The sequence below is a fragment of the Pseudovibrio sp. FO-BEG1 genome (assembly GCF_000236645.1).
In the GTDB taxonomy this organism is placed as follows: Bacteria; Pseudomonadota; Alphaproteobacteria; order Rhizobiales; family Stappiaceae; genus Pseudovibrio.
The window spans coordinates 4,639,076-4,664,594 of sequence record NC_016642.1 but is presented as its reverse complement, the minus strand read 5'-3'; the positions used below and the strand labels follow the sequence as shown (position 1 = coordinate 4,664,594).

At 53.5% G+C, this 25,519-nt stretch carries 22 protein-coding genes, 1 other RNA gene and 1 pseudogene; 15 read left to right on the top strand and 9 right to left on the bottom strand.

What is annotated here, in order from left to right:
* The first annotated feature begins 138 nt into the window (after positions 1 to 138).
* The 4 genes from PSE_RS20995 to PSE_RS27575 all read left to right on the top strand — a co-directional run bounded on the left by PSE_RS20995 (position 139) and on the right by PSE_RS27575 (position 2,913).
* Positions 139 to 921: a sulfite exporter TauE/SafE family protein gene (locus PSE_RS20995; RefSeq protein WP_008547534.1), complete on the top strand. Its 783-nt coding sequence runs from the start codon at positions 139 to 141 to the stop codon at positions 919 to 921.
* 118 nt (positions 922 to 1,039) lie between these two features.
* A complete protein-coding gene (locus PSE_RS20990) occupies positions 1,040 to 1,840 on the top strand; it encodes a sulfite exporter TauE/SafE family protein (protein ID WP_014286639.1) in 801 nt (266 codons plus the stop codon).
* A 94-nt stretch (positions 1,841 to 1,934) separates the two neighbouring features.
* A complete protein-coding gene (locus PSE_RS20985; protein WP_014286638.1) occupies positions 1,935 to 2,753 on the top strand; it encodes a calcium/sodium antiporter in 819 nt (272 codons plus the stop codon).
* Complete coding sequence (locus tag PSE_RS27575; protein WP_208998013.1) at positions 2,701 to 2,913, top strand: hypothetical protein; 213 nt, start codon at positions 2,701 to 2,703, stop codon at positions 2,911 to 2,913. The genes PSE_RS20985 and PSE_RS27575 overlap by 53 nt, the downstream gene beginning before the upstream one ends.
* Positions 2,914 to 3,463: 550 nt before the next feature.
* On the opposite strand, the gene PSE_RS20980 is transcribed toward PSE_RS27575, so the two are convergent.
* Both PSE_RS20980 and PSE_RS20975 read right to left on the bottom strand, forming a co-directional pair.
* Positions 3,464 to 4,144 (bottom strand): hypothetical protein, encoded by a 681-nt coding sequence (locus tag PSE_RS20980; protein WP_014286636.1) that lies wholly within the window; start codon positions 4,142 to 4,144, stop codon positions 3,464 to 3,466.
* Positions 4,145 to 4,279: 135 nt separating this feature from the next.
* Positions 4,280 to 7,879 (bottom strand): hydantoinase B/oxoprolinase family protein, encoded by a 3,600-nt coding sequence (locus tag PSE_RS20975; protein ID WP_014286635.1) that lies wholly within the window; start codon positions 7,877 to 7,879, stop codon positions 4,280 to 4,282.
* A gap of 238 nt (positions 7,880 to 8,117) precedes the next feature.
* Here PSE_RS20975 and PSE_RS20970 point away from each other — a divergent pair.
* Positions 8,118 to 8,661 (top strand): annotated as a pseudogene (locus tag PSE_RS20970) (winged helix DNA-binding protein).
* Between the two features lie 32 nt (positions 8,662 to 8,693).
* Here the strand turns inward: PSE_RS20970 and PSE_RS20965 are convergent.
* Positions 8,694 to 9,599, bottom strand: a complete 906-nt coding sequence (locus PSE_RS20965; RefSeq protein ID WP_014286634.1) for a DoxX family protein — start codon at positions 9,597 to 9,599, stop codon at positions 8,694 to 8,696.
* 103 nt (positions 9,600 to 9,702) lie between these two features.
* Positions 9,703 to 11,784 (bottom strand): bifunctional diguanylate cyclase/phosphodiesterase, encoded by a 2,082-nt coding sequence (locus tag PSE_RS20960; protein ID WP_208998012.1) that lies wholly within the window; start codon positions 11,782 to 11,784, stop codon positions 9,703 to 9,705.
* A 352-nt stretch (positions 11,785 to 12,136) separates the two neighbouring features.
* Between PSE_RS20960 and PSE_RS20955 the strand changes: the two genes are divergently transcribed.
* The 3 genes from PSE_RS20955 (at position 12,137) to PSE_RS20945 (ending at position 14,351) form a co-directional block, all read left to right on the top strand.
* Positions 12,137 to 12,829, top strand: coding sequence for a DnaJ family molecular chaperone (locus tag PSE_RS20955; RefSeq protein ID WP_008548090.1), 693 nt, complete (start codon positions 12,137 to 12,139; stop codon positions 12,827 to 12,829).
* A complete protein-coding gene (locus PSE_RS20950) occupies positions 12,826 to 13,584 on the top strand; it encodes an N-acetylmuramoyl-L-alanine amidase (RefSeq protein WP_014286632.1) in 759 nt (252 codons plus the stop codon). Before PSE_RS20955 ends, PSE_RS20950 begins: the two co-directional genes overlap by 4 nt.
* A 269-nt stretch (positions 13,585 to 13,853) precedes the next feature.
* The gene (locus PSE_RS20945; RefSeq protein WP_008547682.1) at positions 13,854 to 14,351 is read left to right on the top strand and encodes a lytic transglycosylase domain-containing protein; all 498 of its coding nucleotides are present in this window, start codon (positions 13,854 to 13,856) and stop codon (positions 14,349 to 14,351) included.
* 169 nt (positions 14,352 to 14,520) lie between these two features.
* Here PSE_RS20945 and PSE_RS20940 read toward each other — a convergent pair whose 3' ends face one another.
* Positions 14,521 to 15,207 carry a pyridoxamine 5'-phosphate oxidase family protein gene (locus PSE_RS20940; RefSeq protein WP_208998011.1) on the bottom strand — a complete coding sequence of 229 codons (687 nt, stop codon included), beginning with the start codon at positions 15,205 to 15,207 and terminating at the stop codon, positions 14,521 to 14,523.
* A 234-nt stretch (positions 15,208 to 15,441) separates the two neighbouring features.
* Here PSE_RS20940 and PSE_RS20935 point away from each other — a divergent pair, with 234 nt between their 5' ends.
* The 3 genes from PSE_RS20935 to PSE_RS20930 all read left to right on the top strand — a co-directional run bounded on the left by PSE_RS20935 (position 15,442) and on the right by PSE_RS20930 (position 18,216).
* Entirely contained in the window at positions 15,442 to 16,875 is a 1,434-nt protein-coding gene (locus tag PSE_RS20935; protein WP_208998010.1) for a PLP-dependent aminotransferase family protein, read from the top strand.
* A 44-nt stretch (positions 16,876 to 16,919) separates the two neighbouring features.
* Positions 16,920 to 17,315: RNase P RNA component class A (gene rnpB / locus PSE_RS26820), an RNA gene on the top strand.
* Between the two features lie 103 nt (positions 17,316 to 17,418).
* Complete coding sequence (locus PSE_RS20930) at positions 17,419 to 18,216, top strand: alpha/beta fold hydrolase (protein WP_014286629.1); 798 nt, start codon at positions 17,419 to 17,421, stop codon at positions 18,214 to 18,216.
* Between the two features lie 105 nt (positions 18,217 to 18,321).
* Here PSE_RS20930 and PSE_RS20925 read toward each other — a convergent pair whose 3' ends face one another.
* The 3 genes from PSE_RS20925 to PSE_RS20915 all read right to left on the bottom strand — a co-directional run bounded on the left by PSE_RS20925 (position 18,322) and on the right by PSE_RS20915 (position 20,828).
* Positions 18,322 to 19,317 (bottom strand): NADP-dependent oxidoreductase, encoded by a 996-nt coding sequence (locus PSE_RS20925; RefSeq protein ID WP_083841598.1) that lies wholly within the window; start codon positions 19,315 to 19,317, stop codon positions 18,322 to 18,324.
* A 106-nt stretch (positions 19,318 to 19,423) separates the two neighbouring features.
* On the bottom strand, positions 19,424 to 19,894 hold the full coding sequence (locus PSE_RS20920) for an SRPBCC family protein (RefSeq protein ID WP_008548053.1): 471 nt from the start codon (positions 19,892 to 19,894) through the stop codon (positions 19,424 to 19,426).
* Positions 19,895 to 20,105: 211 nt separating this feature from the next.
* Positions 20,106 to 20,828 (bottom strand): SDR family oxidoreductase, encoded by a 723-nt coding sequence (locus tag PSE_RS20915; protein ID WP_014286627.1) that lies wholly within the window; start codon positions 20,826 to 20,828, stop codon positions 20,106 to 20,108.
* 145 nt (positions 20,829 to 20,973) lie between these two features.
* Between PSE_RS20915 and PSE_RS20910 the strand changes: the two genes are divergently transcribed.
* The 3 genes from PSE_RS20910 (at position 20,974) to pepT (ending at position 23,659) form a co-directional block, all read left to right on the top strand.
* Positions 20,974 to 21,666 (top strand): SUMF1/EgtB/PvdO family nonheme iron enzyme, encoded by a 693-nt coding sequence (locus PSE_RS20910; protein ID WP_014286626.1) that lies wholly within the window; start codon positions 20,974 to 20,976, stop codon positions 21,664 to 21,666.
* A gap of 40 nt (positions 21,667 to 21,706) precedes the next feature.
* Entirely contained in the window at positions 21,707 to 22,327 is a 621-nt protein-coding gene (locus tag PSE_RS20905; RefSeq protein WP_208998009.1) for a LysE family translocator, read from the top strand.
* Positions 22,328 to 22,417: 90 nt separating this feature from the next.
* Positions 22,418 to 23,659: a peptidase T gene (gene pepT, locus PSE_RS20900; RefSeq protein WP_014286624.1), complete on the top strand. Its 1,242-nt coding sequence runs from the start codon at positions 22,418 to 22,420 to the stop codon at positions 23,657 to 23,659.
* 36 nt (positions 23,660 to 23,695) lie between these two features.
* Here pepT and PSE_RS20895 read toward each other — a convergent pair whose 3' ends face one another.
* The gene (locus PSE_RS20895) at positions 23,696 to 24,118 is read right to left on the bottom strand and encodes a helix-turn-helix domain-containing protein (RefSeq protein ID WP_008548141.1); all 423 of its coding nucleotides are present in this window, start codon (positions 24,116 to 24,118) and stop codon (positions 23,696 to 23,698) included.
* A 69-nt stretch (positions 24,119 to 24,187) separates the two neighbouring features.
* Between PSE_RS20895 and PSE_RS20890 the strand changes: the two genes are divergently transcribed.
* On the top strand, positions 24,188 to 25,420 hold the full coding sequence (locus tag PSE_RS20890; RefSeq protein ID WP_041768729.1) for an MFS transporter: 1,233 nt from the start codon (positions 24,188 to 24,190) through the stop codon (positions 25,418 to 25,420).
* Positions 25,421 to 25,519 lie beyond the last annotated feature (99 nt).

Here is a 25,519-nt window from a genome sequence, read left to right as displayed (position 1 = left end):
AACTTAAGGAAATAAAGTATAAGTCTGAACCAGAGTTGCATTATCTCTCCACGTGATAGCTCACGGGCTCTCACAAAAATCTAATGGATTTTCCAATAGGGAATAAGGTTTCCTATTACGTTAGGTGTGTTGTGCCAGATGTTGAAAGAATTTTCCAGTTATCTCTTTGAGTGGGAGATTGCGTATAGCTCAACTGAACTCGCCGCGATTGCCGGGGCTTTTTTCTTCGCGGCCTTTGTTAAAGGCGCGACTGGCCTTGGGTTTTCAACCACTTGCCTGCCGTTTCTGGTTTACGCGGTGGGATTGAAAAGAGGAATTCCGCTCATCTTATTGCCGAGTATTACTAGCAATATTCTGGTGATGATCGATGCAGGATATTTCGGGGAAATGGTGAGCCGCTTTCGCTGGATGCTTTTGGCGACTGTTCCGGGGATTCTGTTGGGGCTGTGGTTTCTGGATATCGCTCCTGCTCAGGAAGCTGTCGTGGTGTTGGGGTGTGTGCTCATCAGCTATGCTCTGTTCGCTTTTTTCACACCTAATCTGACCCTTTCTCGGGAAATGGAGCGTTTGTTGGGGCCGGTGAGTGGGTTCATCACTGGCGTGGTCAATGGCATTACCGGATCGCAGATCATGCCGGTGATGCCCTATTTGTTGTCGCTGAACCTGAACAGTGAGCGTTTTGTGCAGGCGATCAATTGCTCCTTCACGCTGTCGTCTTTTGTGATGGCAGGGGGGCTTTATTATCTCGGCCTACTGGATCTTAGTGCGCTGGGAGTTTCGGCGTTGGGGTTGGTCTTTGTGTATTTCGGCACCAAACTCGGGTCGCTGGTGCGGCAGTTGATGTCGCCTTCGGTGTTCCGGGCCACTGTTCTGCTGCTGCTTTTCGGGCTTGGAGTGAGCCTTTTGTTCAAGGCATTTTAGAGCAGGCTGCGTTCAGATGCTTTCGCGTGCCTTAAGCTAACTGGTGGTTTATGGATCTCCTCGGTTTGTGCCGGGAGATGATAGAGATTATTGCAGGTTCGCGCCTAGGCTCTGCTTCATGATGGAAATGGAAGCAGACATGGCGATGGCCGCAGAGTATCTCGGGTATACGGCCTTTGAGATCGCCATCATCATGTTCACGTTCTTCTTTGCCGCCTTTGTGAAGGGGCTGGCGGGACTGGGCTTTACGACAATCTGCCTTGCGATCCTTGCTTACACGGTGGGTTTGAAGAAGGGCATTCCGCTGATTGTGGTGCCCGGGCTCATCAGTGATCTCATCCTTGTTTATGAGGCTGGCTACTTTCGCGAGTCCTTCAATCGGTTCTGGCGGATTTATCTCTTCTCCATTCCGGGCGTGATGATTGGCCTTTGGTTTTTGAGCTGGGCATCCACACACTGGCTGACGATCCTGCTGGGTTTTGTCATCATGGCGTTTGTTGGCTATGCGCTTTTCTCCAAGAACCTGAGACTACGGACGCATTGGGAGAAAGCGGGGAGCTCACTTTCCGGCTTCTCAACCGGCTTGCTGACGGGGATGACAGGGTCTCAGCTGATGCCGATCACGCCGTTTCTGGTATCGCTAGACCTGCCGCGCAGCCATTTCATTCAGACGATCAATAGCTTCTTCACGGTGGTGACAGCCATGATGATCCTGGGGCTGACCTATCTGGGCCTGCTGCATCTGGGAGCGTTTGCGATTTCCATCACGGGGCTTGTGTTTGTCTATATCGGAACCAAGAGCGGCAACTATATTGGGCGCAGGTTCAGCCCGGCGGTGTTCCGCTATTGTGTATTGGTGATGATGTTCTTTTCCGGTCTGGGGCTCATCATCAAAGAACTCTGGTTGAATGTGATGTGATGGCCCGCCCACTTGCAAACCCAGCGAAGGATCCCCAATTGCATCTCTGTCTAAACGATAAGCGCAGATGGCGCTTCAGAGAAGTTTTCGGAAAATGGTGATCCTTCAATTGATTGGGGGGCTTGTGTTGCTGCTTGTCGGCGGCGAAGCGCTGGTGCGTGGAAGTGTGGCTGTTGCCACACGACTGGGTGTTTCCAAGCTTTTTATCGGCCTGACGCTGGTGGGCTTTGGCACCTCCATGCCTGAGCTTGTGGCTAGCCTGCAAGGTGCGTTTGCCGGATATCCCGGTGTTGCAATTGGCAACATTGTGGGCAGCAACATCGCGAACGTTCTGCTGATCCTAGGTATCACAGCGTTGATCCTTCCAATTGCCGTAAAGCGTGAAGCTTTTCAGCGGGATGGGGCTGTGCTCATTCTTTCAAGCCTGATCCTGCTGGGTGTAATCCTGACAGGATATCTCTCCCGCTGGGCTGGCTTCATTCTAGTTGGATTGTTGCTGGCCTATACCATCTACACCTACGTGGTGGAACGGCAGACCGAGCAAGCTTCCGGAGATGTCTATGAGGCTGAAGCGGATCAAGCGAGCTATCCGAACATCTCTATCGTGTGGGGACTTGCGATCTTTGCAGCTGGTGTGATTGGCATCATCTTTGGTGCCAGCCTTCTGGTCAGTTCCAGTGTGGCGATTGCTCATAGTATTGGTGTTTCTGATGCGGTGATTGGCTTAACGCTGGTTGCGATTGGCACCTCTCTGCCTGAACTCGTTACCTCTGCCATTGCAGCAATACGTGGCCATGCCGAAGTCGCGTTTGGCAATATTGTTGGCAGCAACATCTTCAACATTTTTTGGCATTGGTGGTGTGACTGCTCTTGTTGTGCCGATCCCTGTCCCTTCTGTGATTGCTCAGGTTGATATCTGGGTGATGGTGGGGACTGTCTTCCTTATGGCGATTGCCTGCGTCACCGATTGGCGGGTGAGCCGCAGAGAGGGCTTGTTCTTCCTGCTATGTTATGTGGGCTACATGGCGTTTCAGCTGCTGCCGGGATTGCGTGCGGCAATTGGTGTTGTGTGATAATGGCATGTTGTGCTGAACAGCAGAAAACTTATCCCCCTCGTGAATTTCTCCCGTAGTCTGAGTTTATGCCCACGTGACGGGCTGCTGGCGGAGCGTCCGTCAGTGTGTCGTGGGCTGGGCGGGGCTGTCGGGAGAGGTAACGCACCTTTCGGTGGTCCGGTGAACCGAACTTCAAACGTGACCGCATGGTTTGAGGGGAAGGGCCCAGGAATATAGGGTATCACTCGGCGATGGGTGCTGATGTACCGGTGAGGGAACTCACCTTTACGGATGGATCTGTCAAAGACGGAGGAACTGTTCGGGCAGGGAAACCTGACTGGATAAGCCACTGTCTTTCCGGGAAACCGGCTATCGTGCCTTATAGGCAAAAGAGGCGACGTTGTTCATCCAAAGAAAGCCCGGGCAAGGCGTGTAGCCAATGCCGAAGAAACTAACTTACTCACACTGCGCAGGCACTGCCTGCCGCCTTGCTCATCCCGACTATCGGGAAACTTAGCTTCACCACTGCATGGGATGCCATGTGGTGCTGTTGGTGTTTGTGGAGCGATCAATTTGCTTCTTTGCCAACCCAGACTTCTAGAAGCTTTGGATTTAGGTTGGTGGCCTCCGCATAGTCTGACGATTTATCGATGAGATTAAACTGGAAGCCTGAGTTATTGAGGTGTTGTACCAACTTTGGTCCGTAGAACCCGCATGTTTGCTGATTGTAGCATCTGATTTGGTTCTTGTTTGGGGTTACGTTTACTTTTTCGAGTGGGAAAAGATTGATCGAAGAACCTAGTTCTTTTCCAGACCTCTTAAGATCTCGGATGATTGAAGAAACTGTAAAGCTATCTGCATGGCTTAGCGCGTGCGGCACAATGCGCACCGGCATATTTTCGCTGATTTGCGCAAGAGTTGTTTTAATATCGTTGTCTGAGGCCGCCAGAAAACTTGCAGCCTCATTTGCTGCATCTGCGAGGTTCTGCTTGGTGGGCTCGTTGTTAATATAAGCAACAAATGTTCCGAAGATTTCTGGAGATATACGTTCTTGTTGGACGTAAAGCTTCGCAAGTGAAATGCCAGCGAATGACTTTGCTTTCTGTTCTGAGTATATCAACTCCGTCAGGAGCTTGATGTCGTCATGTTGACGGGACATCAATCCAAAAATGATGGTCGCAACAACAGCTGAAGCTGCGATGACGGTCTTCAGCGCAATATCAATGATCTCATGGGTTTTATTGCTCACTTATCTGCTCCTGATGTTGTTCTCCGATCTCAAGGTGCTTTTTTGTTTCATTAAAACCTATGATTGTGCTTCTGTCCAAGAAAAACGCCCGGCTGGGTGAGCCGGGCGTAGGTGTTTTAAGGGAACTTATTTTGCTTATTGAGGGGTGCCCCAGCCGCCGCTGGTTGGGGGGACGACTGTGATTGCTTCGCCTGCTTCCAGAATGGTCTGGTCGCAGCCTTTCAGCTCTTCCATCTGGCCAGAGTTGCGGCGCACGTAAGTGCGGCCCTTCTGACCATCTTCGCCGCCCTGCATACCCTTTGGTGCGATGGTTCTGTGGGAGGCAAGGATCGCGCAGTCCATCTTTTCCAGGAAGCGGATGGTGCGTTTGGTGCCGTCGCCCGCATGCCACTTGCCTTTACCGCCTGTTTCCTTGCGGATGTGGAAGTCTTCCAGCAACACAGGATAGCGGAACTCCAGAACCTCAGGGTCGGTGAGGCGGGAGTTGGTCATGTGAACGTGAACGCCATCGGTACCGTTGAAGCCTGGGCCTGCCGGAGAACCGGAGCACAGGGTCTCGTAGTACTGATAGGTGTCGTTGCCGAAGGTCAGGTTGTTCATGGACCCTTGCGAGTTTGCCATGGCACCAAGAGCTGCGAACAGCGCGTTGGTGATATGCTGTGAGGTTTCCACGTTGCCTGCCACAACAGCTGCCGGATAATGCGGACGCAGCATGGAACCTTCCGGCACCACAATGTTGATTGGACGCAGGCAGCCTGCATTCATCGGAATGTGGCCTTCCACCATGACGCGGAAGCAGTAGAGCACAGCGGCGCGGGTGACAGGTTCCGGCGCGTTGAAGTTGTTGGGCTTCATCTCGCTGGTGCCGGTGAAGTCCACGGTTGCTTCGCGCTTTTCCTTATCAACGGTGATCTTGACCTTGATGGTCGAGCCTTGGTCCGTTGGGTACTCGTAGGTGCTGTCTGCCAGAGCCTCGATGACACGGCGCACGCTTTCTTCTGCGTTGTCCTGCACGTGGCCCATGTAAGCCTGCACGGTTTCCAGACCGAAGTGGTCTGTCATCTTGCGCAGTTCCTGAACACCCTTTTCGTTTGCGGCGATCTGGGCTTTCAGGTCAGCCACGTTCTGGTGAACGTTGCGGACTGGATACTTGTGGTTGGTGAGCAGCTCGACCAAAGCTTCTTCACGGAACTCGCCCTGATCCACCAGCATGAAGTTGTCGAACAGGACACCTTCTTCATCCACTGTTGTAGCGAGTGGAGTCATGGAGCCGGGAGCGGAACCGCCCACGTCTGCATGGTGACCACGGGAGGCTGCCCAGAACAGGATTTCTTTGTCGTCCTCGTCGAAGACCGGAGAGACAACGGTGATGTCCGGCAGGTGGGTGCCGCCATTGTAAGGGGCGTTGAGTGCGAACACATCGCCCGGTCTGATCTTGCCTTTGTTGAGGGAAATGATCGCCTCAACGGAACGGTCCATGGACCCCAGATGCACTGGCATGTGCGGGGCGTTGGCAACCAGTGCGCCGTTTTGATCAAAGACCGCACAGGAGAAGTCGAGGCGTTCTTTGATGTTTACGGAGTATGCGGTGTTCTGCAGAGTGACGCCCATCTGTTCCGCGATGGACATGAAGAGGTTGTTGAACACTTCCAGCATCACCGGGTCAGCGGTGGTGCCAAGCGCAACTTTCTTCTCCAGCGGGATACTGCGGGTTAGAATGATGTGGTTCTTGGCGTTGACCTCTGCCAGCCAGCCCGGTTCCACAACGATGGTTGCGTGTGGTTCCATGATGAGGGCAGGGCCTTGCAGCTTCATGCCCGGTTGGAACGCATCGCGCTTGAGGATAGACGCATCCTGCCATTTGCCGTTTGCGTAGAACTGGGTCTGCTCTGCGATTGCAGGTGCCTGTGATGCGAGTGCTTCATCAGGTTCCAGCAGGCCAGCGCCGCCGCCAACAGCTTCCACTTCGAGCGCTTCGACCACGATGGTCTTGTTCTCGTAGGCAAAGCCGAACTGTTTGATGTGGTTCTGGGTGAAGGACGCGATCATGGCGTCCAGATCACCGGTGTTCAGATCCACAGCGATTGGGGTATCGGTGCCATCGTAACGCAGGTGCGCGCGTGGGATGACGGTGAGCTCGTCTTCCGCAACGCCCTGATTTTCGACTTCGGTCTTGGCGTCTGTTGCAAGACGCTGAGCCAGCTCTGCCAGAGCGGAGAGGTTGTCGGTGTTAAGGGTTTTGACGACTGCCTGCTGGCGGGTAGCGCGGATATCCGCGAGGCCCATGCCGTAAGCGGAGAGGATGCCGGAGAGTGGGTGGACGATCACGGTTTTCATACCGAGGCTGTCTGCAACCATACAGGCGCTCTGGCCGCCAGCACCGCCGAAGCAGGTGAGGGCATATTCAGTGACGTCATAACCGCGCTGAACGGAGATCTTCTTGATGGCGTTGGCCATGTTCTCAACGGCGATCTTCTGGAAGCCTTCAGCAACTTCCTCGCCGGTGCGGCCATCGCCGATTTCAGCGGCCAGTGCGTTGAACGCGTCTTTGACTTCTTCGATTGCCAGTGGCTCGTTCTGGTTTGGGCCGAAGATTTTCGGGAAGTAGTCCGCATTGAGCTTGGCTGTCATGACGTTGGCGTCGGTAACAGTGAGCGGGCCGCCGCGGCGGTAACACTTTGGACCTGGGTTTGCTCCAGCAGAATCTGGACCAACCTGGAAGCGACCGTCTTTGTAATGAAGGATGGAGCCACCACCCGCAGCAACGGTGTGGATCATCATCATCGGCGCACGCATGCGAACGCCAGCCACTTCGGTCTCAAACGCGCGCTCAAACTCGCCGTCGAAGTGGGACACGTCCGTGGAGGTGCCGCCCATGTCGAAGCCGATGAGCTTTTCGAAGCCCGCCATCTTGGAGGTTTCAACGGCGCCGACAACACCGCCAGCCGGGCCGGAGAGGATTGCATCCTTGCCCTGGAAGAGGGAAGCGTCGGTCAGACCACCGGAGGACTGCATGAACATGAGGCGGCAGTCGGTGTTCTTGATGTCGAGCTCACCGGCCACCTGATCAACGTAACGACGCAGGATTGGGGAGAGGTATGCGTCGACAACGGTGGTGTCACCACGGCCAACCAGCTTCATGAGCGGGGAGACTTCATGGCTGACGGAAATCTGCGGGAAGCCGACCTGGCAGGCGATATCTGCCAGCTGCTTCTCGTGTTCCGGGTACGCATAAGCGTGCATCAGAACGATGGCGATGGAGCGGATGCCGTCAGCATAGGCGGCTTCCAGCTGCGCTTTGACATCGTCCAGGTTTGGTGCGGTCTCAACAGTGCCATCTGCGCGGACGCGTTCGTCGGCTTCCAGAACCTGATCGTAGAGGAGTTCAGGCTTGATGATCTCTTTGGCGAAGATGTCCGGGCGAGCTTGATAACCGATTTCCAGTGCGTCGCGGAAGCCTTTGGTGATCAGCAGGAGGGTGCGATCGCCTTTGCGTTCCAGCAGTGCGTTGGTGGCGACGGTGGTGCCCATCTTCACAGTGGCGATCTGGTTGGATGGGATGCGGGTGTCTTTGGCAACGCCCATGAGGTCACGAATGCCCTGAATGGCGGCGTCTTTGTAGGCCTCAGGGTTTTCGGAGAGGACTTTATGGGCGCGGATTTCTCCTTGTGGTGTACGTGCAACGATGTCGGTGAAGGTGCCGCCACGGTCGATCCAGAAATCCCACTTACCCATTGTCATGTTTTGTCCCACCTCGGTTTAAAATATTATTCTGTGATACATCTACAAAATGTAGATAAATTGTCAATGTGATTATGGGAGTGTAGCGCCGAACCTGCGAGAAACATGCATGAATTTTTCGTGGACCGGTCTTTTTAGAGAGCTTGTGCCCTGCGCGTAAACTATTGACATTATGTTGCGCGAGCCGGAACGAATCTGTGCTTTTCGAACTTTTGCGGTTGTGAGGTCAAAAATGAGTGATGCTGTTGAGCAGAAGAATGCTGAAGGACTTGGCGTAGGGCCGGTCGTGTCCTCATCTCACCTTGCCTCCGGTGAACTGCCTGCGTTGTCTGAGGTGGAGTTTGCGGTGACGATGATGGTGAACGCCTATCACCGCTGGATGGTGCGCTGTATGGCGGCAGCGGGACAGGAGGGATTGTCCCCCGCTGGAGACGCTGGTGCTACACTCAGTCAATCACCGTGAGCGTTCCAAGACGCTGGCTGATCTGTGCCTTGTGCTGAACATTGAGGACACGCACACCGTTTCTTATGCTCTGAAGAAGCTTGAGAAGGCGGGGCTTATTCAGTCAGGTAAGCGCGGCAAGGAGAAGACTGCGGAGATTACCGATGCTGGTCGTGATCTATGTGATGCCTATAAGCAGCTGCGGGATGCGCTGCTGGTGAAGCCGGTGAAAGAGCTGGGGCTGGATGAAGCCGAGTTGTCCCGGCTTGCATCTGTTTTGCGCAGTGTCTCTGGCCATTATGATCAGGCGGCGCGTTCAGCTGCGGCGATGTGAAATGGGAGCGGCAGGGTTCTGCCGCTCCAGCATCAATCGACGTGTTCGTTGTGGGCGAGGCCAGTGTCGCCCATGAGCAGCTTGATCCATCCCGGCATCCGGCCCGTTCTACGGAGTGCCCCATCAAGTGAGAACTCTCCGGCACCCGTTGTTGTGAAGCTGAGGTAGGATGCGAAGAGGATGAGGGGCAGCTCCCATGATACGGCTGTGGCGAATGAGACGAAGCCGTGTTCCAGCGCTCCGCTGAGTGTTGCGGCAAACAGTATGTAAGCTGCCGCGAAGAAGCAGGAGAGGCGGGTGAGCAAGCCGAGGCCGACACCGATCGCGATCGCCAGTTCGGCCAGACCAGCTGCATCAATGATCATTGCCGGGTCGGGATAGCCAAGCAGAGAGAAAAACTCGACGTGCTCCATGTATGGCAAGGAGCCAGCAAACAGCTTGTCGGTGAAATGTGGGACCATCACGAAGCCCACCAGAATGCGGAAGAAGGTGAGCTGCCATTGCCAGAGTGTCAGTCCACGGCCAGCGGTTTCAAATGAGTTGCGCTGGATGGTGCTGAGGAACCAGATGAGGTTGATGAAGAAGGCGAAAGCAAGTGGCCAGCTGAGCAGGTAGGCATAATACAAAGACGCGATGCGCCATGCCACGAGCTGACAGAGCAAAAGGCAGAGGAAGCCGATTGTGAAGTTCTTCGGCACCACGATGACGACAAAGAAGAAGGCCAGACCCAGCGAGATCAGCATTGGGTGCAATGCGGATTCCGGGAGAGGCGACATGAGCACTTCCAGCGAGATGAGTGCTGTGACGCCGAGCAGAAGGGCTGTGATGAGGGACTGAAGCAGTTGGAAGAAGGACAGATAATGGAAGGGCCGTGCGGTTTCGGCAAGGTCCTCTTGTTCGCTCATGTCCTCAGTGTTTGCATTGCTCTTATCTGCCATAGCTACCTCGCAGCGAATCCCAAGCGTGGGTCATTTGTGTCAAGGTAGCGTGGGGCGCCTAGCAAGAGATATCCTGCTATTCTCGCTAGGCTTATTTTAGAGGTTAAGCGCTCTGCGTGGCTTCTATCTGCTTTGTGTCGTTCAGTCCCAGCGTGCAGCGGATGTTGGCGTGCGGGTTGGCTGGGTCCACATTGTTTGGTTTGCCGAAGTAGTAGCCCTGAACGATATCGCAGCCACCAGCACGCAGAATCTGGGCCTGCATTTCGTCTTCGACACCTTCTGCGGTGATCAGCACATCCAGTGAGCGACCGAGACCAATGATGGCAGCCACAATCGCATCGGTGTGGGCATCCTTGCCGATGTTCATGATGAAGCTGCGGTCGATCTTGATCTTGTTGAACGGGAAGCGGGAGAGGTAACTCAGAGAGGAATAACCCGTACCAAAGTCATCCATGGCGATGGAGACGCCCATGTCGCCGATCTTCTTGAGTGACTTCACCACGCTCGTGGTGTCAGCAATCAGGAGGCTTTCAGTGATCTCAATTTCAAGGCGTTCCGGCGCCAAGCCAGATTCCTGAAGGGCTTCAGATATCTTCTGCTCGATCTGCCCGGTTTTAAACTGGGCCGGTGAGAAGTTGACGGCAACCTTGAGGGTTGGATCAGACCAGCTCGCAGCGTCAGCACAGGCTTTCTTGAGCACGTATTCCCCCAGTGCTTCGATGAGGCCGGTGTCCTCGGCAATCGGGATGAAGACTTCTGGTGAGATGCGACCTTTCTCTGGGTGAACCCAGCGAAGCAGGGCTTCAAAGGCTTTGAGCTTGTTGTCTGCCAGACCGACCTGCGCCTGGTAGACGACTGAGAAGCCATCCAGCTTGAGGGCACGGATCATCTCTGCTTCCAGCTCGCGGCGGCGCTCCAGCTCTTCGTCCATGCTGGACTCGTACCACGTGTAGGTGGAGCGGCCCCCGTTTTTGGAGCGGTAGAGTGCAAGGTCAGCACAATGCAGTAGGCGGGATGAGCGCCAGGCTGCATCAGTTGCCTGCGCAATGCCCATGGACAGCGAGATCTGGATCTCCTTACTGTCGATAACGCAGTTGGAATTGGTTGTCGCCAGAGCGCGCTGGGCCAGAACGGTGATGTCGTGGCTGGTGTACTCGCCTTCGATCATGACTGCGAACTCATCGCCGGAGAGGCGGGAGACGAGGTGTTCGGAGAAGACAAGGCGCAGGCGGTCCGAGATGATCTGAAGGAATGTATCCCCGGCGGCATGGCCGTGGTTATCATTCACTTCCTTGAACTTATCGACGTCAATAGCGATGACGTAAACATTGGAGGCGGTGATGGACGCCTTGCGCAGGGCTTTGTTCAGCTCGTCAGAGAAAACGGCGCGGTTTGGCAAATGGGTCAGGGGATCGTTGTGAGCAAGGAAGCGGATCGTTTTGGAGGTCTTCCAGCGATCGTGCAGTCCTTTCCAAGCGAACATAATGGAGGCGATGGCAACGACGAGCACCAAAAGGAAGGCAAAGGCTGACCCAAAAGCAATCGCATCCATAAACACTACGGTGTTGATTGCCGGTTTGGTGGAGAAGATGAAGCCACCGCGGGCTTTGTTCTCTTCATTCACATAGGGAATGATGACACCAAACTCGGGTATCTGCCATTCAAGCCAGTGGAAGTTGGAGTAGATCTCCAGCTGTCCGGATTTGAGGGCAGAGTGCCAGGCATCATAGGCGGAAGGATCTGAGAGGATTTCATTGACACGGTCGGTGGTCATATCCCGTGGATGCACAGCCAGCGGGCGGCCGGGAACGTTGACGACCAGAAGCTCAAACTCCTCGAACTCCTCTACCAGTGCCTGTTTGACAGCTCTGGCTTTGGCAGCAGGCAGTTTCCAGCTTGGTGAGATAATCTCCGGTGTTGGATCAGAACTGGAACCGCGCAGGCCAAAACTTAATGGCGCAGAAGACTTCTGAGCTCCCGTAGTTTCGTGAGCTGGCTCTTCTTCAAGCGGATGGTGAGATACGATGATGTTTTTGGCGGTGTCGAACTGTTTTTGGGCTTCACCCTTGAATAGATAATATAGAGTTGCCTGATCAATGGCATAAAAACTTGTAGCAATGGCGCCAATCACAGCAAACACTATGGTGGCATAAAGTAATTTGCGATGTGGAGGTATAGTTTCCACTTGAAATTCCCCATCCCGAAACGCACGAAATGGTGTGCGCTGGCAGCAGGCAACTGAGAAGTTAGTTGGCGCTGTTACCTGTATGTGTACTTAATTGATAACGAATATAGCTGTAAAACATTACCCATGTGTTTCATGGGGTGATTATTTGAGGTGAAGCTTGGTCGGGCCTTGAACTGAATTCATGCAATGGGCACTTATAGATAGCCTTTGGCAAATAAAACCCAAGGGAAACAAACTATTCGGATTGATAAATAATTTGTTAGGTATAAACCTGATTTGCGGTGACTAATTATTTTGCTGTCTATTCAGGCAAAATTGTCGGGCGAATTGGACAGAGAGCAGGATGCCTATGAATTTTTGGAGCAGCTTTGACAAGATTGTTGGCGCACTGCAGGCCGGTGGCGCTCAGTTGGTTGATCGTCTGCAGCAGCTTGTTCAATCTGTCGGTGAAGCGCGCCGGAATGTTGCTTTTACTGTCGCCATGATCGCCTTGTCTGCCAAGATGGCTAAGGCGGATGGCGTGGTAACGCATGATGAGGTTGTCGCGTTTTACGATCTGTTTGAGATGCCTGCCGGAGAAGAAGGCAACGTTGCACGGCTCTTTCATCTGGCGCAGCAGGACGTTGCGGGCTTTGAAACATACGCTTCCAAGCTCTCCGTTTTGTTTGCTGATGATGAGACGACCCGGACAGATGTGCTCGACGGGCTGTTCTACATTGCCAAGGCTGACGGCATTATTCATGAAAGAGAGATTGCGTATCTGAGCCGGATCGCGGAGATCTTCGGGATCGACCCGGTCGGCTTTTCTCAGATCAAAGCCCGTCATATAAGAGGCGGCGGGGACCCTTATCTGGTTCTTGGCATTGATATGAGCGCCACAGATGATGAAGTGCGCTCCTGTTATCGCCAGCAAGTTCGGGAAACACATCCTGATCGACTGATCGGTCGAGGTGTTCCTGAGGAGTTTGTTAAGATCGCCAGCGACAAACTGGTTGCACTGAATAAAGCGTATGAGCAGATCTGCGCAGAACGAGGAATATGAGCGTTAAAACTGAATGCGCAGTCCCTGCGCGTCTTCGTCCATCTCCCAATCACAATGAGCGACGCGTTCCAGCTGCTGATATGTTGATCCTGCATTACACGGCGATGGAGAGTGCGGAGAAGGCTATCTACTGGCTGTGTGATCCACGCTCTGAAGTTTCCTGCCACTATCTCGTGGATGAGATGGGTATGGTGACACAGATGGTGCCGGAAAGTCGCCGGGCCTGGCATGCAGGCGTTTCCAGCTGGAAGGGTGAGGATGATCTGAACTCCCGCAGCATCGGCATCGAGATTTCCAACATGGGAGATCTGGAAGAGGGAACGCAGGATTATCCGGATGTGCAGATCGAAGCTGTGATCGCATTGGCCAAGGATATCTGCGAGCGTCACAACATTGCGCCAGAGCGTGTGCTGGGCCATTCCGATGTTGCGCCATCTCGTAAACAGGACCCGGGGCGCCACTTCCCGTGGGCTCGATTGGCTGAAGCTGGGGTAGGGCACTTTATTGAGCCCGTGGAGATTGATGCGTCGAGCTTCTTTCAGGAAGGTGATGAGGGGCAGCCGATTGAGGCACTTCAGTCCCTGCTGGGGCTTTACGGATATGATGTGATGGTGAGCGGCGTGTTTGATGAGAAGACGCGTTTTGCCGTTGAGGCGTTTCAACGGCACTTCCGGCCTGCAAAGGTTGATGGGATTGCTGATGCGCAGACCATCGCAACGCTTCATAGCCTGCTTAAAAAGCTAAAATCCTTCTGATTGTGATGGATGTCATTGAAATATCAGTGAAATAGGTTTTTGTACGTAATAAGAATGTGTTTTGATTACGTAGAGGAATGACTCTGTTTTGCTGAAAAGTCTCCCAAAGTAAGGCTGATGCGCCTCGCATCGGCCTTTTTTGTGCCATGAACTAAGGTTTATGCCAGTTTTTAAACATTAAAAATGTAACTTTTCGTGATCGAACCTGTCTGATTTTCGTCTCATCTTCTGAAGATAAACACTCCTGCTCAAAACATGATTGCCAGGACATGAAGATGAACCTTACAAAAATAAAAAATATCGTAGTAATCCCTGCCCTTGCTGCAAGTGTTATGCTTGGTGGTGTCGTCAATACCAGCGTGTTCTCTGATGAAGCAGAGGCTGCTACTAAGAAAAGCACCTACGTCAAGCTGATTGAACAGAAAGCTAAAAAGCACGGCGTACCGCACCACATCGCGAAGGCCGTTGTTGAAGTGGAAAGTAACTTCAACGAAAGAGCTCGCGGTAGAGCCGGTGAAGTTGGTCTTATGCAGATCAAGCCAGCGACTGCGCGCGGTATGGGATACCGTGGTTCAACCAAGGCTCTTTATAAACCAGAAAATAATCTGGAATGGGGCATGCGCTATCTTGCTGGTGCTTATAAGCGCGCTGGCGGAGATCTGTGCGGAACCATTTTGCGATACAACGCTGGCCACTATGCCAAGCGTATGAACCGAATTAGTGCCAAGTACTGTAAGCGCGTTAAGGATATTATTGCTCGCAGCTAAATGCATCTTGCATATTCGGGTCGGGACCTGTAAGTTCCCAATCAAAGTTTCCTAGAATTTTATGAATGTCTGACCGACGGTCAGTCTGTCTGCAAGGACACATCAGGGTGGTTGACCGGGCAAAGTCAACCACCCTAACTCTTAAAATTTTAGGCGAATTCCCGGAAAATTAGGCGAACTTCCGAGCGGCATTGGCTGGTGAAGCCGGTAGCTTGACGCCGTCTAGAACCTTTCCGTCATCGATCGGCTTTCCGAGGGATGTGGTCACAGGAATAACGCCTGCCCAGAGCGGAAGGGCGTAATCCTCTGCATCATCCACTGGTCCACCCTGACGGATTTTGGCTGAAGCATGCTCGATCTCAATAGCGATGACGCCGGTTGAGACCTGCTCTTTCTCAGTCATCGGGCGAACCTCGTCCCATCTGCCGGGCAAGAGGTGCTCGGTGATGGCTTTCAGGGAATCCCATGCTTCCTGATGGTCTGTAACGAGGCGAGCCGTGCCATGAATGATGGCTGTTCGGTAATTGACGGAATGATGGAACGCTGAACGGGCTGCAACGATGCCATCCACGTTGGTGAAGGTCAGGCAGACTTTGGAGTCTTTGCTCATCTTCTTCACGATCCGAGCCGCTTTGGCGCCGTGGATGTAGATGGTGCGATCCATAACTGCGAAGGCCATGGGAATGACCATTGGTCGGTCTTCGTCCAAGAAGCCCATATGGACAACAAGGGAGCTCTCCAGAATTGGGAGGATTGTGTCCCAATCATAATCAGCGCGCAGGCTTGTTCTGACACGAGCGAACTTAGGTGGCTTGGCCTCACGAGTCTTTGTGGTCGGAGCTGCCTCAAGTGTCATTTCTGCTGTCATCGTCTTAACCGTTTCTGGTCCCCGGTTTTGAGCACAATCGGCAATATGGGACCAGTTGGCCCGGCAAGTTGTTTGAGTTTCAACTCTCTCCGCTTGCCGGGTTTTCTGTTTCAATAGAGCACTTTGCCTCCGCTGCGGGGCGAAGAAGCATTGTGCTTCTACGTATTCTCTGTAAAACTGGTTCCGCTTGTAGATCCGCTTAATCTAATTTTGGGGTGCCAGTTGTTCGAGTATGTTGTGATGATCAATCGCGAGGTCAGTACCCCGCTGTCGAGCCAGATTTATCAGCAGTATCGGGAAGCGATTTTGAAGCGGCGCATCCCGGAAGGGGAGCGGTTGCCCAGTTCCCGGCAACTGGCTATCAGTCTCTCAGTATCGCGAAATACCGTGAACACAGCCTACGATTTGCTGCGCTCTGAAGGACTGGTGGATGTGCGCTCTGGTGCAAGGCCGGAGGTGGTCGCTTTGCCTGAGGTTGAAGGGGCGTCTGCTGAAGGCAGTGTTCGCGAAACTGCACCTCCGTTATCATCACGCGGTCAACGGTTTGCGCGGAACCATCGGTACACGAGCCCAGATGGGCGTGGTTCTTCCATGCAGCCGGGGGAACCATCTCGGGCGTTGTTCCCAAAAGAGCAATGGGCGAGGAGTTTGAGGCGGGCTGCACGATTGCTCAATGGCAATGCGCTTGGGTATGAGCATACCTCCGGATTGCCGGAGTTGCAGCGGGTATTGGCACAGTATCTGGCACAGGAGCGTGGTGTTGTCTGTTCGCCAGAGCAGGTGCTTGCGTTTCCGACAACACAGTCTGCGCTCTCCCTTATGTCTCAGTGTTTTTCTGAGGAAGGGGATGTCGCGCTGCTTGAAGAGCCGGGCTATCTGGGGGCTCGATCAGCTTTTGTTGCTGCGGGTCTGAATGTGCGGGCACTCAGTGAGATTGAGCAGATTAAGCGGGCATCGCTGATCTATGTGACCCCGTCTCACCAATATCCCACCGGCAGGCGTATGGAGATGGGGGAACGGCTGACCTTGCTCAAGCAGGCCAATGAGCGTGGGGCTGTTATCCTTGAAGACGATTATGACAGTGAGTTCCTGTTTGAAGGGCGGCCTATTGCTGCGCTTCAAGGGCTGAGTGATCGGCATTCAGTGATCTATATCGGCACTTCAGCCAAATCGCTCATGCCGGGTATTCGTCTCGCTTACGCTGTGGTTCCCAAAGAGCATGTGGAAGGATTGGAGCTGGCGCAGCGGGCCTCCGGTGCTTTGACGAATGTTCACGTGCAGATGGCCTTTGCAGATTTCATAGAGAGTGGCTACTTTCGGGCGCATCTGAACAAAATCCGCAGTGCCTATCATGAGAACGGTGTTGCTTTGTGCCAGCTGATTTCGGAGAGATTTGGCAATCAGGTTGGTGTTTCCATGCCGACAGGTGGCTTGCAGACTTGCTTTTATCTGCCTGAGACCTGCGATGATGTCGCTGTTGCGGATGTGATGAACCAGAAGGGATTTGGCGTTAACCCGCTCTCTGTGTTCTATCTGGGAGAACCCAAGCGCGGGCTGATTGTTGGGTTCGCGGAGGCCAACGGAAAGCTTCGGGAAGGCTTCGTGCGTGCTCTTGAGATGGCGCTGGAGGTGACCGGAGATCGTGTGCAAGCGTAATTCTTTACTTGACCTTTTTCCGAAGGCTCCGTAGTTCAGGTGCACCAGTCGGCCGGACGGTTGCTGCTGCAAGTGCCGAAAGGCCGCAGGGGAGGAAAGTCCGGGCTCCATGGAGACACGGTGCCGGATAACGTCCGGCGAGGGTGACCTTAGGGAAAGTGCCGCAGAAAGCAAACCGCCAGTGCATGCATTGGTAAGGGTGAAAGGGTGGAGTAAGAGCCCACCGCGTTTTTGGCAACAAAAACGGCATGGTAAACCCCACCGGGAGCAAGACCGAATAGGGGCGGCGCGGAAGTTTTCTTCCAGTCATGTTTCCAGACCTGACCGCCCGGGTTGGTCGCTAGAGGTGTTCAGCAATGGGCATCCCAGATGAATTGCCGTCACGTACAGGGGTAACAGCCTGTGCCTTACAAAACCCGGCTTACAGGCCGACTGGTATTTTTCTTATTCGCGGAATAGATTGCTCGCATATTCTTAGAGCTGCTTGCTGTTGTGTAAGCTGGTTTCATTCCGATGTTTTAGTTGTTTATCGAGACAATCTGCATGTCAGCCCAAAAGCCCTCCAAGCTTGTTTACTTCTGTCATGGCGTTCCAGGTAGTGAGCATGACAGCACTTTCCTGAAAGATGCCTTGCCTGCGGATGTAGAGCTTGTCGCTCCTAACTTGTTTGAAGCAAAGGGTGATCCAACAGAAGCCTGTGTCCGGCAGTTTGATGAAATGACCGCTGGCAGGGATGTATCTGAGATTCATGTGGTTGGGTTTTCTATCGGGACCATTGCTGCTGCGCATATCACAAGTGCCCGTGCTGACAGAGTTACCAAGCTTGCTCTTGTTTCCTCTGCGGCTCCGCTGAGCCTTGGGGACTTTCTTCCCAAAACCGCAGGAGCGCCTGTGTTCAAGGTGGCAAAGTCTTCGCCTCGTTTGTTGAAGATCCTGATTGCGGTTCAGAGACTGATCTTCCGTATGCGGCCAGCTCTTTTGTTGAATGGGCTGTTTGCGAAGTGCGGACCTCAAGAAAAAGAACTTATTGGGAGACCATCGGTTTCCAGAGTGTTGCGTGCTGGGCTGGCGAATAGCCTCGTTGATCATCCTGAGAGCTATGCTGCTTATTTGAAGGCCTATGTTGGTGATTGGTCTGCTGTTCTCTCTGGTATCTGTTGCCCGGTAGACCTCTGGCATGGGAGTGCTGATACATGGTCACCACTCGAGATGGCGCATGCAATCAAGGCGGCACTGCCGACAGATGTGGTTTTGCATGTAGTTGAAGGGTTGGAGCATTACTCCACGCTTCAGGCATACTCAGAGCACCTTTGTCGGAATGTGCTTTCTGAGAGTGCTTAAACACAAAAGAAAGCACCGCTTTGGTAGCGGTACTTTGGAGGTGGTGGCAAACGTTGAGGGCATTGCCACTAATGTTTGACCTGGGAAGTCTTGAGCTAGTTGGACTTAGATGCGGATGACCAGTTTGCCCTGATTGGTGCCGTCGAAGAGTTTGTTGATGGCTTCGGGGGCTTGCTTCAGGCCCTCTACGATATCAAGGCGGTATTTGATCTGACCTTTTTGAGCGTAAGCGCTCAGCTTCTCAAAGATCTCGCCGAACCGGTGTTGCTGATCGATGATCACGAGGCCTTTCAAGGTGAGACGTCGTGCAATGGCGCGGACCAGATGAGGGCCTACGGATGGTTCGGTGTCGTTGTAGGTGGAGATCAGGCCGCACAACGTGATTTTGCCGCCAATCTTCATGTTGTCGAGCGCCACTTCCAGCACCTTGCCGCCGACGTTTTCGAAGTGGCGATCAATGCCATCCGGTGCGTACTTTGCGACCATTTCTTCGAGGTTTTCGGTTTTGTAGTTGATGACAGCATCGAAGCCGAGCTCATTGAGGAGCCAGTCTTTTTTCTCGTCAGAGCCGGTGACACCGATGACTTTGAGACCTTCAGCTTTTGCGATCTGGCCAACGAGGGAGCCAACGGAACCTGCCGCACCAGAGATGAGGACGGTTTCGCCTGCTTTTGGCTTGTCGATCAACTCCATGAAGCCGTGATAAGCGGTGGCGCCCGGTAGGCCGAGGAGACCCATGAAGTGTTCCAGTGGCACGTCTTCTGGAAGAGGGATCAGATCTTCGCCGGTGGTGATGTAGTGCTCACTCCAGCCGAACATGCCGTTTACTCTTGTGCCGACGGCGAAAGCTGGGTTGTTGGAGGCTTCTACGATGCCGATGCCAAAGCTGCGCATGGTTTCGCCGATGCGGACTGGCGGCATGTAGCTGCCTTCGTCCTCGTCCAGCCAGCCACGCATGGCCGGATCCAAAGACATATAGACCTGCTTGACCAGAACTTCGCCGTCTTTCAGTTCCGGCAGGTCTTCCTGCACTCTCTTGAAATCAGTTGGCTTGATCATGCCGTTTGGGCGGGATGCTAATGTAACTCGTGTGTTTGTCATTTCATTCTCGCGCACAGCGCGTACCTAATTGTTTTATTGGAAGGTTTGATTGAGCCAGGCCTCAGAAAACTGGTCTGGCTCAATCTGTTTGGAGGTGAGAGAAGGATTACGCTGCTACCCGAAGGCCGGAGTATTTCTCCACGTAGTCAGCGTTGCTTTTCAGAAGGCCGCGCAGGCCTTTCTTGAACTGGAACTTCATGAGAGGCGTCAGAATCTTACCGAGGATGCCCATCTTCGGAGTGAAGCTCATGGTCATGGTGACGCGGGTTTTGCTTGGGCCTTCCGGAGTGAATTCAAAGATTGCTTTGCCATCTCTGAACGGCGCATTGGTGTCGTAGATATCGATGGTGATGCGCTGATGCTCCAGATACTCGGAGATGCGCTCTTTCAGGAAGGTTTTGCCATCGGTGAAGTCGCATTGACGAACTGCGCCAACACCGGTTTTCTGCTTTTTGCCAAGCAAGTAGGAGGCATTTAGGCCCGGGTGAAATTTGTTGATGTTACCGTAGTCGTCCCAGCTATCCCAGACAGTGGCGATAGGGGCATTTACGGTTTGGTGGACTGCAATCGAAACCATCTGAACTCTCCTCATGTTGAAAAAGGGGGAGGCAGACAATACCGAGGCCAGAAACCACCTCTGTCATTGGGGGACGGGTCTTGTCTGCTCCCTTGAGCTCATAGATAGCGCGATGAAAAATGAACCGGTAGATAGGTAAAGATGGACATGATGGTTCAAAAATGAACCAAGCGTCTCTGGTTGATTTTGTGAGGATAGGCTGATCGCAGGATCAGGCAGATTGCCTTGTGGCTGTTATCACCAGTTCGCGAATGTTCACGTTCTGAGGCTGATTGTAGGCAAACAGCGTTGCATCCGCCACGCTTTGTGGGTCAAGTGCGCCGCCGATCTGCCGTTTCTGTTCCTCGTAGTCTTCGCGGATTTTAGCATCGCGAGTGCTCTCCGGCAGGGCGGTTTCGACGAGGCCGGGAACAATGGTGATGACGCGAACGTTGTGGCCAGCTACTTCCTGACGCAAAGCTTCGCTGAGGCCGTGGATGGCGACCTTGGTTGCGCCGTAGGCGGCTCGCATGGGGAAAGCTTTCTTGGCAGTCATGGAGCCGATGTTGATGATGGTGCCGGAGCCGCGTTTGTACATTTGCTGCAGTACTGCATGAATGCCATTGAAGACACCGCGCAGGTTCACATCGATCATCCTGTTCCAGTCTTCAGGCCTTTGATCTTTAAGCTCGCCCAGAAACATACAGCCTGCATTGTTGACGATTGCATCTGCTGGTCCAAGGGCCTGTTCAGCGTGACGGATGGCTTTGGCCATTTGCTCGCGGTTGGTCACATCTACTTTGCGGCAGATTGTGTTGGGAAGGTCCATGGCGACCATGGGTTCTTTACGTCTTGCCAAGAGCAGCAGGGGGTGCCCGTCGTTGCTGAAGGTTCTTGCAATGGCTGCGCCGATGCCAGAGCTGGCACCTGTGATCACAACAAGGGGCTTTGTCATGGGTTTGCTTGGGTTCCGGTCACCGTGAGTGTCATGATCTCTAACCCATTACGCGAAATAGTTTTCTGAAGACTGTTATGAGCGGCTAAAGTTTGTTTCTATTCGTTGAGTGCCTTTACAGGGTTTGAGCAGGGGGAGGGGACTGTTGGAAGATCTGAGTTCTATTCTGATGCCAGAAATGGTGACTGTCCCGGCAGGTGTTCTTTCCCAAAAGGATGACCGCAAAGGGAAAAGGTGGACGGTGCAGGTCCAGTCTTTTGAGGTCGCGAAGTATCCTGTCACTCAAGTGCTGTATGGCTCAGTTTTGGGAGACTGGCCCTCACGTTTCAAAGGAGATGACCTGCCAGTCGAGTCCGTGAGCTGGTTTGATGCGTCGCGGTTTTGTAATGAGCTTTCGAAGCGCTGTGAGCTGGAGCCTTGCTATGCTTTTCATGCGGATGATGTGGCTGAGCAGCATCCGAAGAGTGGTGGTTTTCGTTTGTTGACGGATGCGGAGTGGGAGTATGCCTGCCGTGGTGGTTCTCATGAGCCGCGTTATGGGCTGCTGGATGAAGTGGCCTGGTATGCTGAGAACTCCGGAGGAGCACCGCAGAAGGTTGGCCAGAAAGCTGCAAATGCTTTCGGGCTTCATGACATGCTCGGCAATGTTTGGGAGTGGTGCTGGGATCAATATGATTCTGACGTTTATGGTGAATACCGGATCTTCAAAGGTGGTGGTTGGGCTGATGAGGCGAGGGGATGTTTAGTCACCAATCGGAGAAGAAGTCATCCAACTTTCCGAGTTGATGATCTTGGATTTCGCATTGCAAGGTCTGCGCGGTTGACTGGTTCAACCTGATCAAGTACTCATGATTTATATGTATACATTGGAATACAATATGGATTTATGGGTTTGGTTTTCTTTCGTTCTGATTTCTGCTGCGAATATTGTCACGCCGGGGCCGGCGATCCTCAACACTGTGCGGAGGGCAGCTCAGTTGGGAATGGGCAGGGTGTTTCCGACCATTCTTGGTAATACGCTTGGTCTTGCTATTGCTGGTTCCTTCTGCGCGGGTGGTGTTGCCAGCTTTGTGCTTACCTCAGAGATTTTGTGGAGCGTGTTTCGGTGGCTCGGCGTTGGGTATCTGGTCTGGCTGGGGCTCAAGTTTGTCTTCAAGCGTGAAGAGATCGATTTGTCCGGTGATGTGAGATCTTCGGTCTCGGGTATGACGTTGTTTTGGGAGGCCTTTTTGCTGGCTGTTACCAATCCCAAAGCCATTCTCTTCTTTGTGGCTTTGTTTCCGCAAGTGATGCGTTCTGAGAGTGCGTTGCTCCCGCAAGCTGCTATTTTGGTTGTAACGTTTTGTGGGATTTCGGTTCTCTCCTTATGCAGTTACTCGGCGTTGGCATCCTTACTGCGGGCGCGCTTTTTCACACAGGCTCGGTATCGCCGGTTTCGTGTGGTTTCTGGCTTTGTTCTGTTTGGGTTTGCCGGGAAAATTGCTGGTGAAGTGCGTTAAAGCGGTTTGCATTTGTCAGGGGAGAGGTGTTCCTGCTTGAAACTTGGGGAGGCTTCGCGCAGATAGGAGGTAACTGCAAGGAGATCTTCTATGAGAACAGAATTTGATCAGGAACTGGAAGAGCGTCTCGTTCGTTATGCTGCGATTGATACGCAGAGTGATGAGACCTGTCCGGAGTCCCCAAGCTCTCAGATCCAGCTCGACCTGCAAAAGGTGCTGCGTGCTGAGCTGATGGAGATTGGCGCAAGTGACGTTGAGCTGACTGAGTACGGCGTTGTTCTTGCAACCATTCCTGCGACTATCGAGACTGATGCGCATGTGATTGGCCTGCTGGCACACGTGGATACGGCTCCTGCATATCATGCAGAAGGGGTGAAGCCGCGTGTTCACCGTGCGTATGATGGCTCTGCGATTTCCTTCCCGGATGCGGATGAGTTGTCCCTATCTCCTGAGAACTCCCGCTATCTTGGTGAGAAGATTGGTGATGACATCATCACCGCCAGCGGCAGCACTCTGTTGGGTGCGGATGACAAGGCTGGTGTTGCGATCATCATGTGTCTTGCGCGTCATCTGCTGGCAAACCCGCAGATCCCTCATGGCAAGTTACGCATTGCGTTTACGCCGGATGAAGAAATCGGGCGCGGTGTTCATGACAAGCTTCCGGGTGATCTGGGTGCTGACTTCGCCTATACACTGGATGGCGGCAAAGTTGGTGAACTGAACTACGAGAACTTCTGCGCTGATGGTGCGACCGTGAAGATTACGGGTGTTTCTGTTCATCCTGGTTATGCGAAAGACAAGCTGGTCAACGCACTGCATCTGGCGGGCAAGATCATCACCATGTTGCCGCATGCCACAATGACACCTGAGACCACGGATGGTCGTGATGGCTTCATCTTTGTTGCCGACATGGTAGGCAATGCCGCTGAAGCAGAGTTGCATTTCGTTCTGCGTGATTTTGAGCTGGAAGGCCTTGAGGCAAAAGCTGATTTGCTAGAGCAGGTGTGTGCTGCTGTTCAGGCGACTGAGCCGCGTGCGTCCATCACCTGTGAAGTGAAAGAACAGTACCGCAACATGCATCACTGGCTGCGTGATGACATGACCCCGGTGGACCTGGCAAAGGCGGCTTATGAGGATATGGGCCTGACTGTTTCCTCCAAGCCGATCCGTGGTGGAACAGATGGTTCCGTCCTGACGGCCAAGGGTACATCCTGCCCGAACATCTTCACTGGCATGCAGGAAATCCATGGTCCGCTGGAGTGGATCAGCGTGCAGGATATGGCGATGGCCACACAGGTTTGCCTGAAACTGGTTGAGCGTGCAGCGAAGTAAGTTCGCTCGACCTGAAAAATTAATGGAAGCCGTCGGCTATTTGGTCGGCGGTTTTCTTTTTGTCTGTTGGCGTTTGCCGGTCGTCTTCAGCATGCGTTGAAAGGACGGGCACTCCAAATGGCTTGGGGCGGGGCAGTCGGCCACGTGGTGCAGGACATCGCGCAGGGCGGTGAGTTCCTTGATTTGCTCGTCGATCTGATCAGCGCGTTCCCGGATCTGATCTCTCGGGATTTGCAGCTGACCTTGCTCTGAAAACATGCCAGCGATCTCGTTCAGCGAAAAGCCGCCTGCTTTTGCGAGGGTGATCAGGGCTAGCTTGGTCAGGATCTGCGGCTCGTACTGGCGCCTGAGGCCGTGCCGGGTGACAGACTGAATGAGCCCGACTTCCTCATAATACCGCAGGGTGGAAGGCTTTACGCCTGAGCGTTCGGTGATCTCTCCGATATCCAGCAGTTTCATGCTTGACCTCAAGTTGACTTGAAGTCGTATCCTGATCCCAACAGGGCAATTTTGCAAGAGGATAAGCAAATGAAACAAGTGCACGTGGAGCCCACACAACAGGTCTGGAAAGACCCCAGAGCCATTGCTTTGCTTATGGCGGCGACTTTGACGGTGATGGCGAATGCAACCATCAGTCCGGCGCTTGCCGGACTGGAGGAGATGTTTAAAGATGATCCGAATGTGTTGTGGCTGTCCCGGCTTCTGGTTTCAACGCCTTCGCTGACCGTTATCATCTGCGCTCCGCTGGCCGGGGTGATTGCGGACCGTTATGGTCGGCGGGCGTTGTTGTTGGTTGGTGTACTGCTGTTTGCCGTGATGGGGAGCGCTGGGCTGTTTCTGCCGGATCTGACAAGCATGCTGGTGAGCCGCTTGGGGCTTGGCGTGGCTGTTGCCATGGTGATGACGGCGCAAACGGCTTTGATTGGCGACTACTTTACTGGCGATCAGCGCAGTTCTCTGATGGGTTTGCAAACGTCTGCGCGCAACTTTGGCGGCTTTCTGTTCATCTCTATGGCTGGTGTGTTGGCGGTGAGTTCTCCGCGGTTGCCCTTTGCTATTTATGGTCTGGCGTTGCTGATGGTGCCATTTCTTTGGCGTTACATTAGTGAACCGGCAAGGCATGCGGGTGGAGCGCGGAAAACCGCCAATACTGAAAATGATGGCGCGGCAGCCTGGGTGTTGTTGCTGGGAGCTCTGGCTGTCTTGCAGATGCTGACCAACATGATCTTCTTTTTGATGCCAACACAGCTTCCGTTCTTCTTGGATGCGCAAGGGTATGACAGCGCGAGTATGACGGGCGCTGCGCTCGGTGCGTTGATGTTGTCAGGTGGTACAGCGGCTTTGCTTTATGGGCGGATCAAGGCACGTGTTGGGTATAGCGGCGCGTTCACGTTGGCTTATGGATTTATGGCAGTGGGCTTGATGTTGCTGACACTGCAAAGAACCTGGAGTGTGTTCCTTGGAACTGCTGCCATGGGTGCAGGTTATGCGCTGGCAATGCCGAACTTTCCGGCTATGGCTTTGCAAGTGGCGCCGAGTTCACGCCGTGGCATGGCGGGTGGTGTTTTGACATCCTCAGTCTTCCTCGGTCAGTTTCTCTCCGTCTTCGTTAGTATTCCGCTGATTGCAGCGGTTGGGTTTGCCGGGACATTCCAGATCGTTGCGACTGCGCTGATGTGTATGGCTTTGGTTGGGTTGCTGGTCTTCATCTGGCGTTCTTTCCGCAAAGCGACGACTGCGTTTGTAAGGCTGGAAAACTGAACCTAAGAGCTTACGAGAGCGTCAGCTTCACCGAGCAAAACTGTAGATTTTTGTTGATGCTCTTGTTTGCTCTGGATTAGTACGTAGACCGCGCAAATT

What these genes read in the sequence shown, in the direction of transcription:
- PSE_RS20915 (WP_014286627.1), bottom strand. Translation starts at nt 20,828, where the DNA reads ATGACAAAGCCCCTTGTTGTGATCACAGGTGCCAGCTCTGGCATCGGC.
- PSE_RS20925 (WP_083841598.1), bottom strand. Translation starts at nt 19,317, where the DNA reads ATGACAAACACACGAGTTACATTAGCATCCCGCCCAAACGGCATGATC.
- PSE_RS20930 (WP_014286629.1), top strand. Translation starts at nt 17,419, where the DNA reads ATGTCAGCCCAAAAGCCCTCCAAGCTTGTTTACTTCTGTCATGGCGTT.
- PSE_RS20955 (WP_008548090.1), top strand. Translation starts at nt 12,137, where the DNA reads ATGAATTTTTGGAGCAGCTTTGACAAGATTGTTGGCGCACTGCAGGCC.
- PSE_RS20940 (WP_208998011.1), bottom strand. Translation starts at nt 15,207, where the DNA reads ATGACACTTGAGGCAGCTCCGACCACAAAGACTCGTGAGGCCAAGCCA.
- PSE_RS20895 (WP_008548141.1), bottom strand. Translation starts at nt 24,118, where the DNA reads ATGAAACTGCTGGATATCGGAGAGATCACCGAACGCTCAGGCGTAAAG.
- PSE_RS20905 (WP_208998009.1), top strand. Translation starts at nt 21,707, where the DNA reads ATGGATTTATGGGTTTGGTTTTCTTTCGTTCTGATTTCTGCTGCGAAT.
- PSE_RS20950 (WP_014286632.1), top strand. Translation starts at nt 12,826, where the DNA reads ATGAGCGTTAAAACTGAATGCGCAGTCCCTGCGCGTCTTCGTCCATCT.
- PSE_RS20985 (WP_014286638.1), top strand. Translation starts at nt 1,935, where the DNA reads ATGGTGATCCTTCAATTGATTGGGGGGCTTGTGTTGCTGCTTGTCGGC.
- PSE_RS20990 (WP_014286639.1), top strand. Translation starts at nt 1,040, where the DNA reads ATGATGGAAATGGAAGCAGACATGGCGATGGCCGCAGAGTATCTCGGG.
- PSE_RS20995 (WP_008547534.1), top strand. Translation starts at nt 139, where the DNA reads ATGTTGAAAGAATTTTCCAGTTATCTCTTTGAGTGGGAGATTGCGTAT.
- PSE_RS20890 (WP_041768729.1), top strand. Translation starts at nt 24,188, where the DNA reads ATGAAACAAGTGCACGTGGAGCCCACACAACAGGTCTGGAAAGACCCC.
- pepT (WP_014286624.1), top strand. Translation starts at nt 22,418, where the DNA reads ATGAGAACAGAATTTGATCAGGAACTGGAAGAGCGTCTCGTTCGTTAT.
- PSE_RS20945 (WP_008547682.1), top strand. Translation starts at nt 13,854, where the DNA reads ATGAAGATGAACCTTACAAAAATAAAAAATATCGTAGTAATCCCTGCC.
- PSE_RS20965 (WP_014286634.1), bottom strand. Translation starts at nt 9,599, where the DNA reads ATGGCAGATAAGAGCAATGCAAACACTGAGGACATGAGCGAACAAGAG.
- PSE_RS20920 (WP_008548053.1), bottom strand. Translation starts at nt 19,894, where the DNA reads ATGGTTTCGATTGCAGTCCACCAAACCGTAAATGCCCCTATCGCCACT.
- PSE_RS20975 (WP_014286635.1), bottom strand. Translation starts at nt 7,879, where the DNA reads ATGGGTAAGTGGGATTTCTGGATCGACCGTGGCGGCACCTTCACCGAC.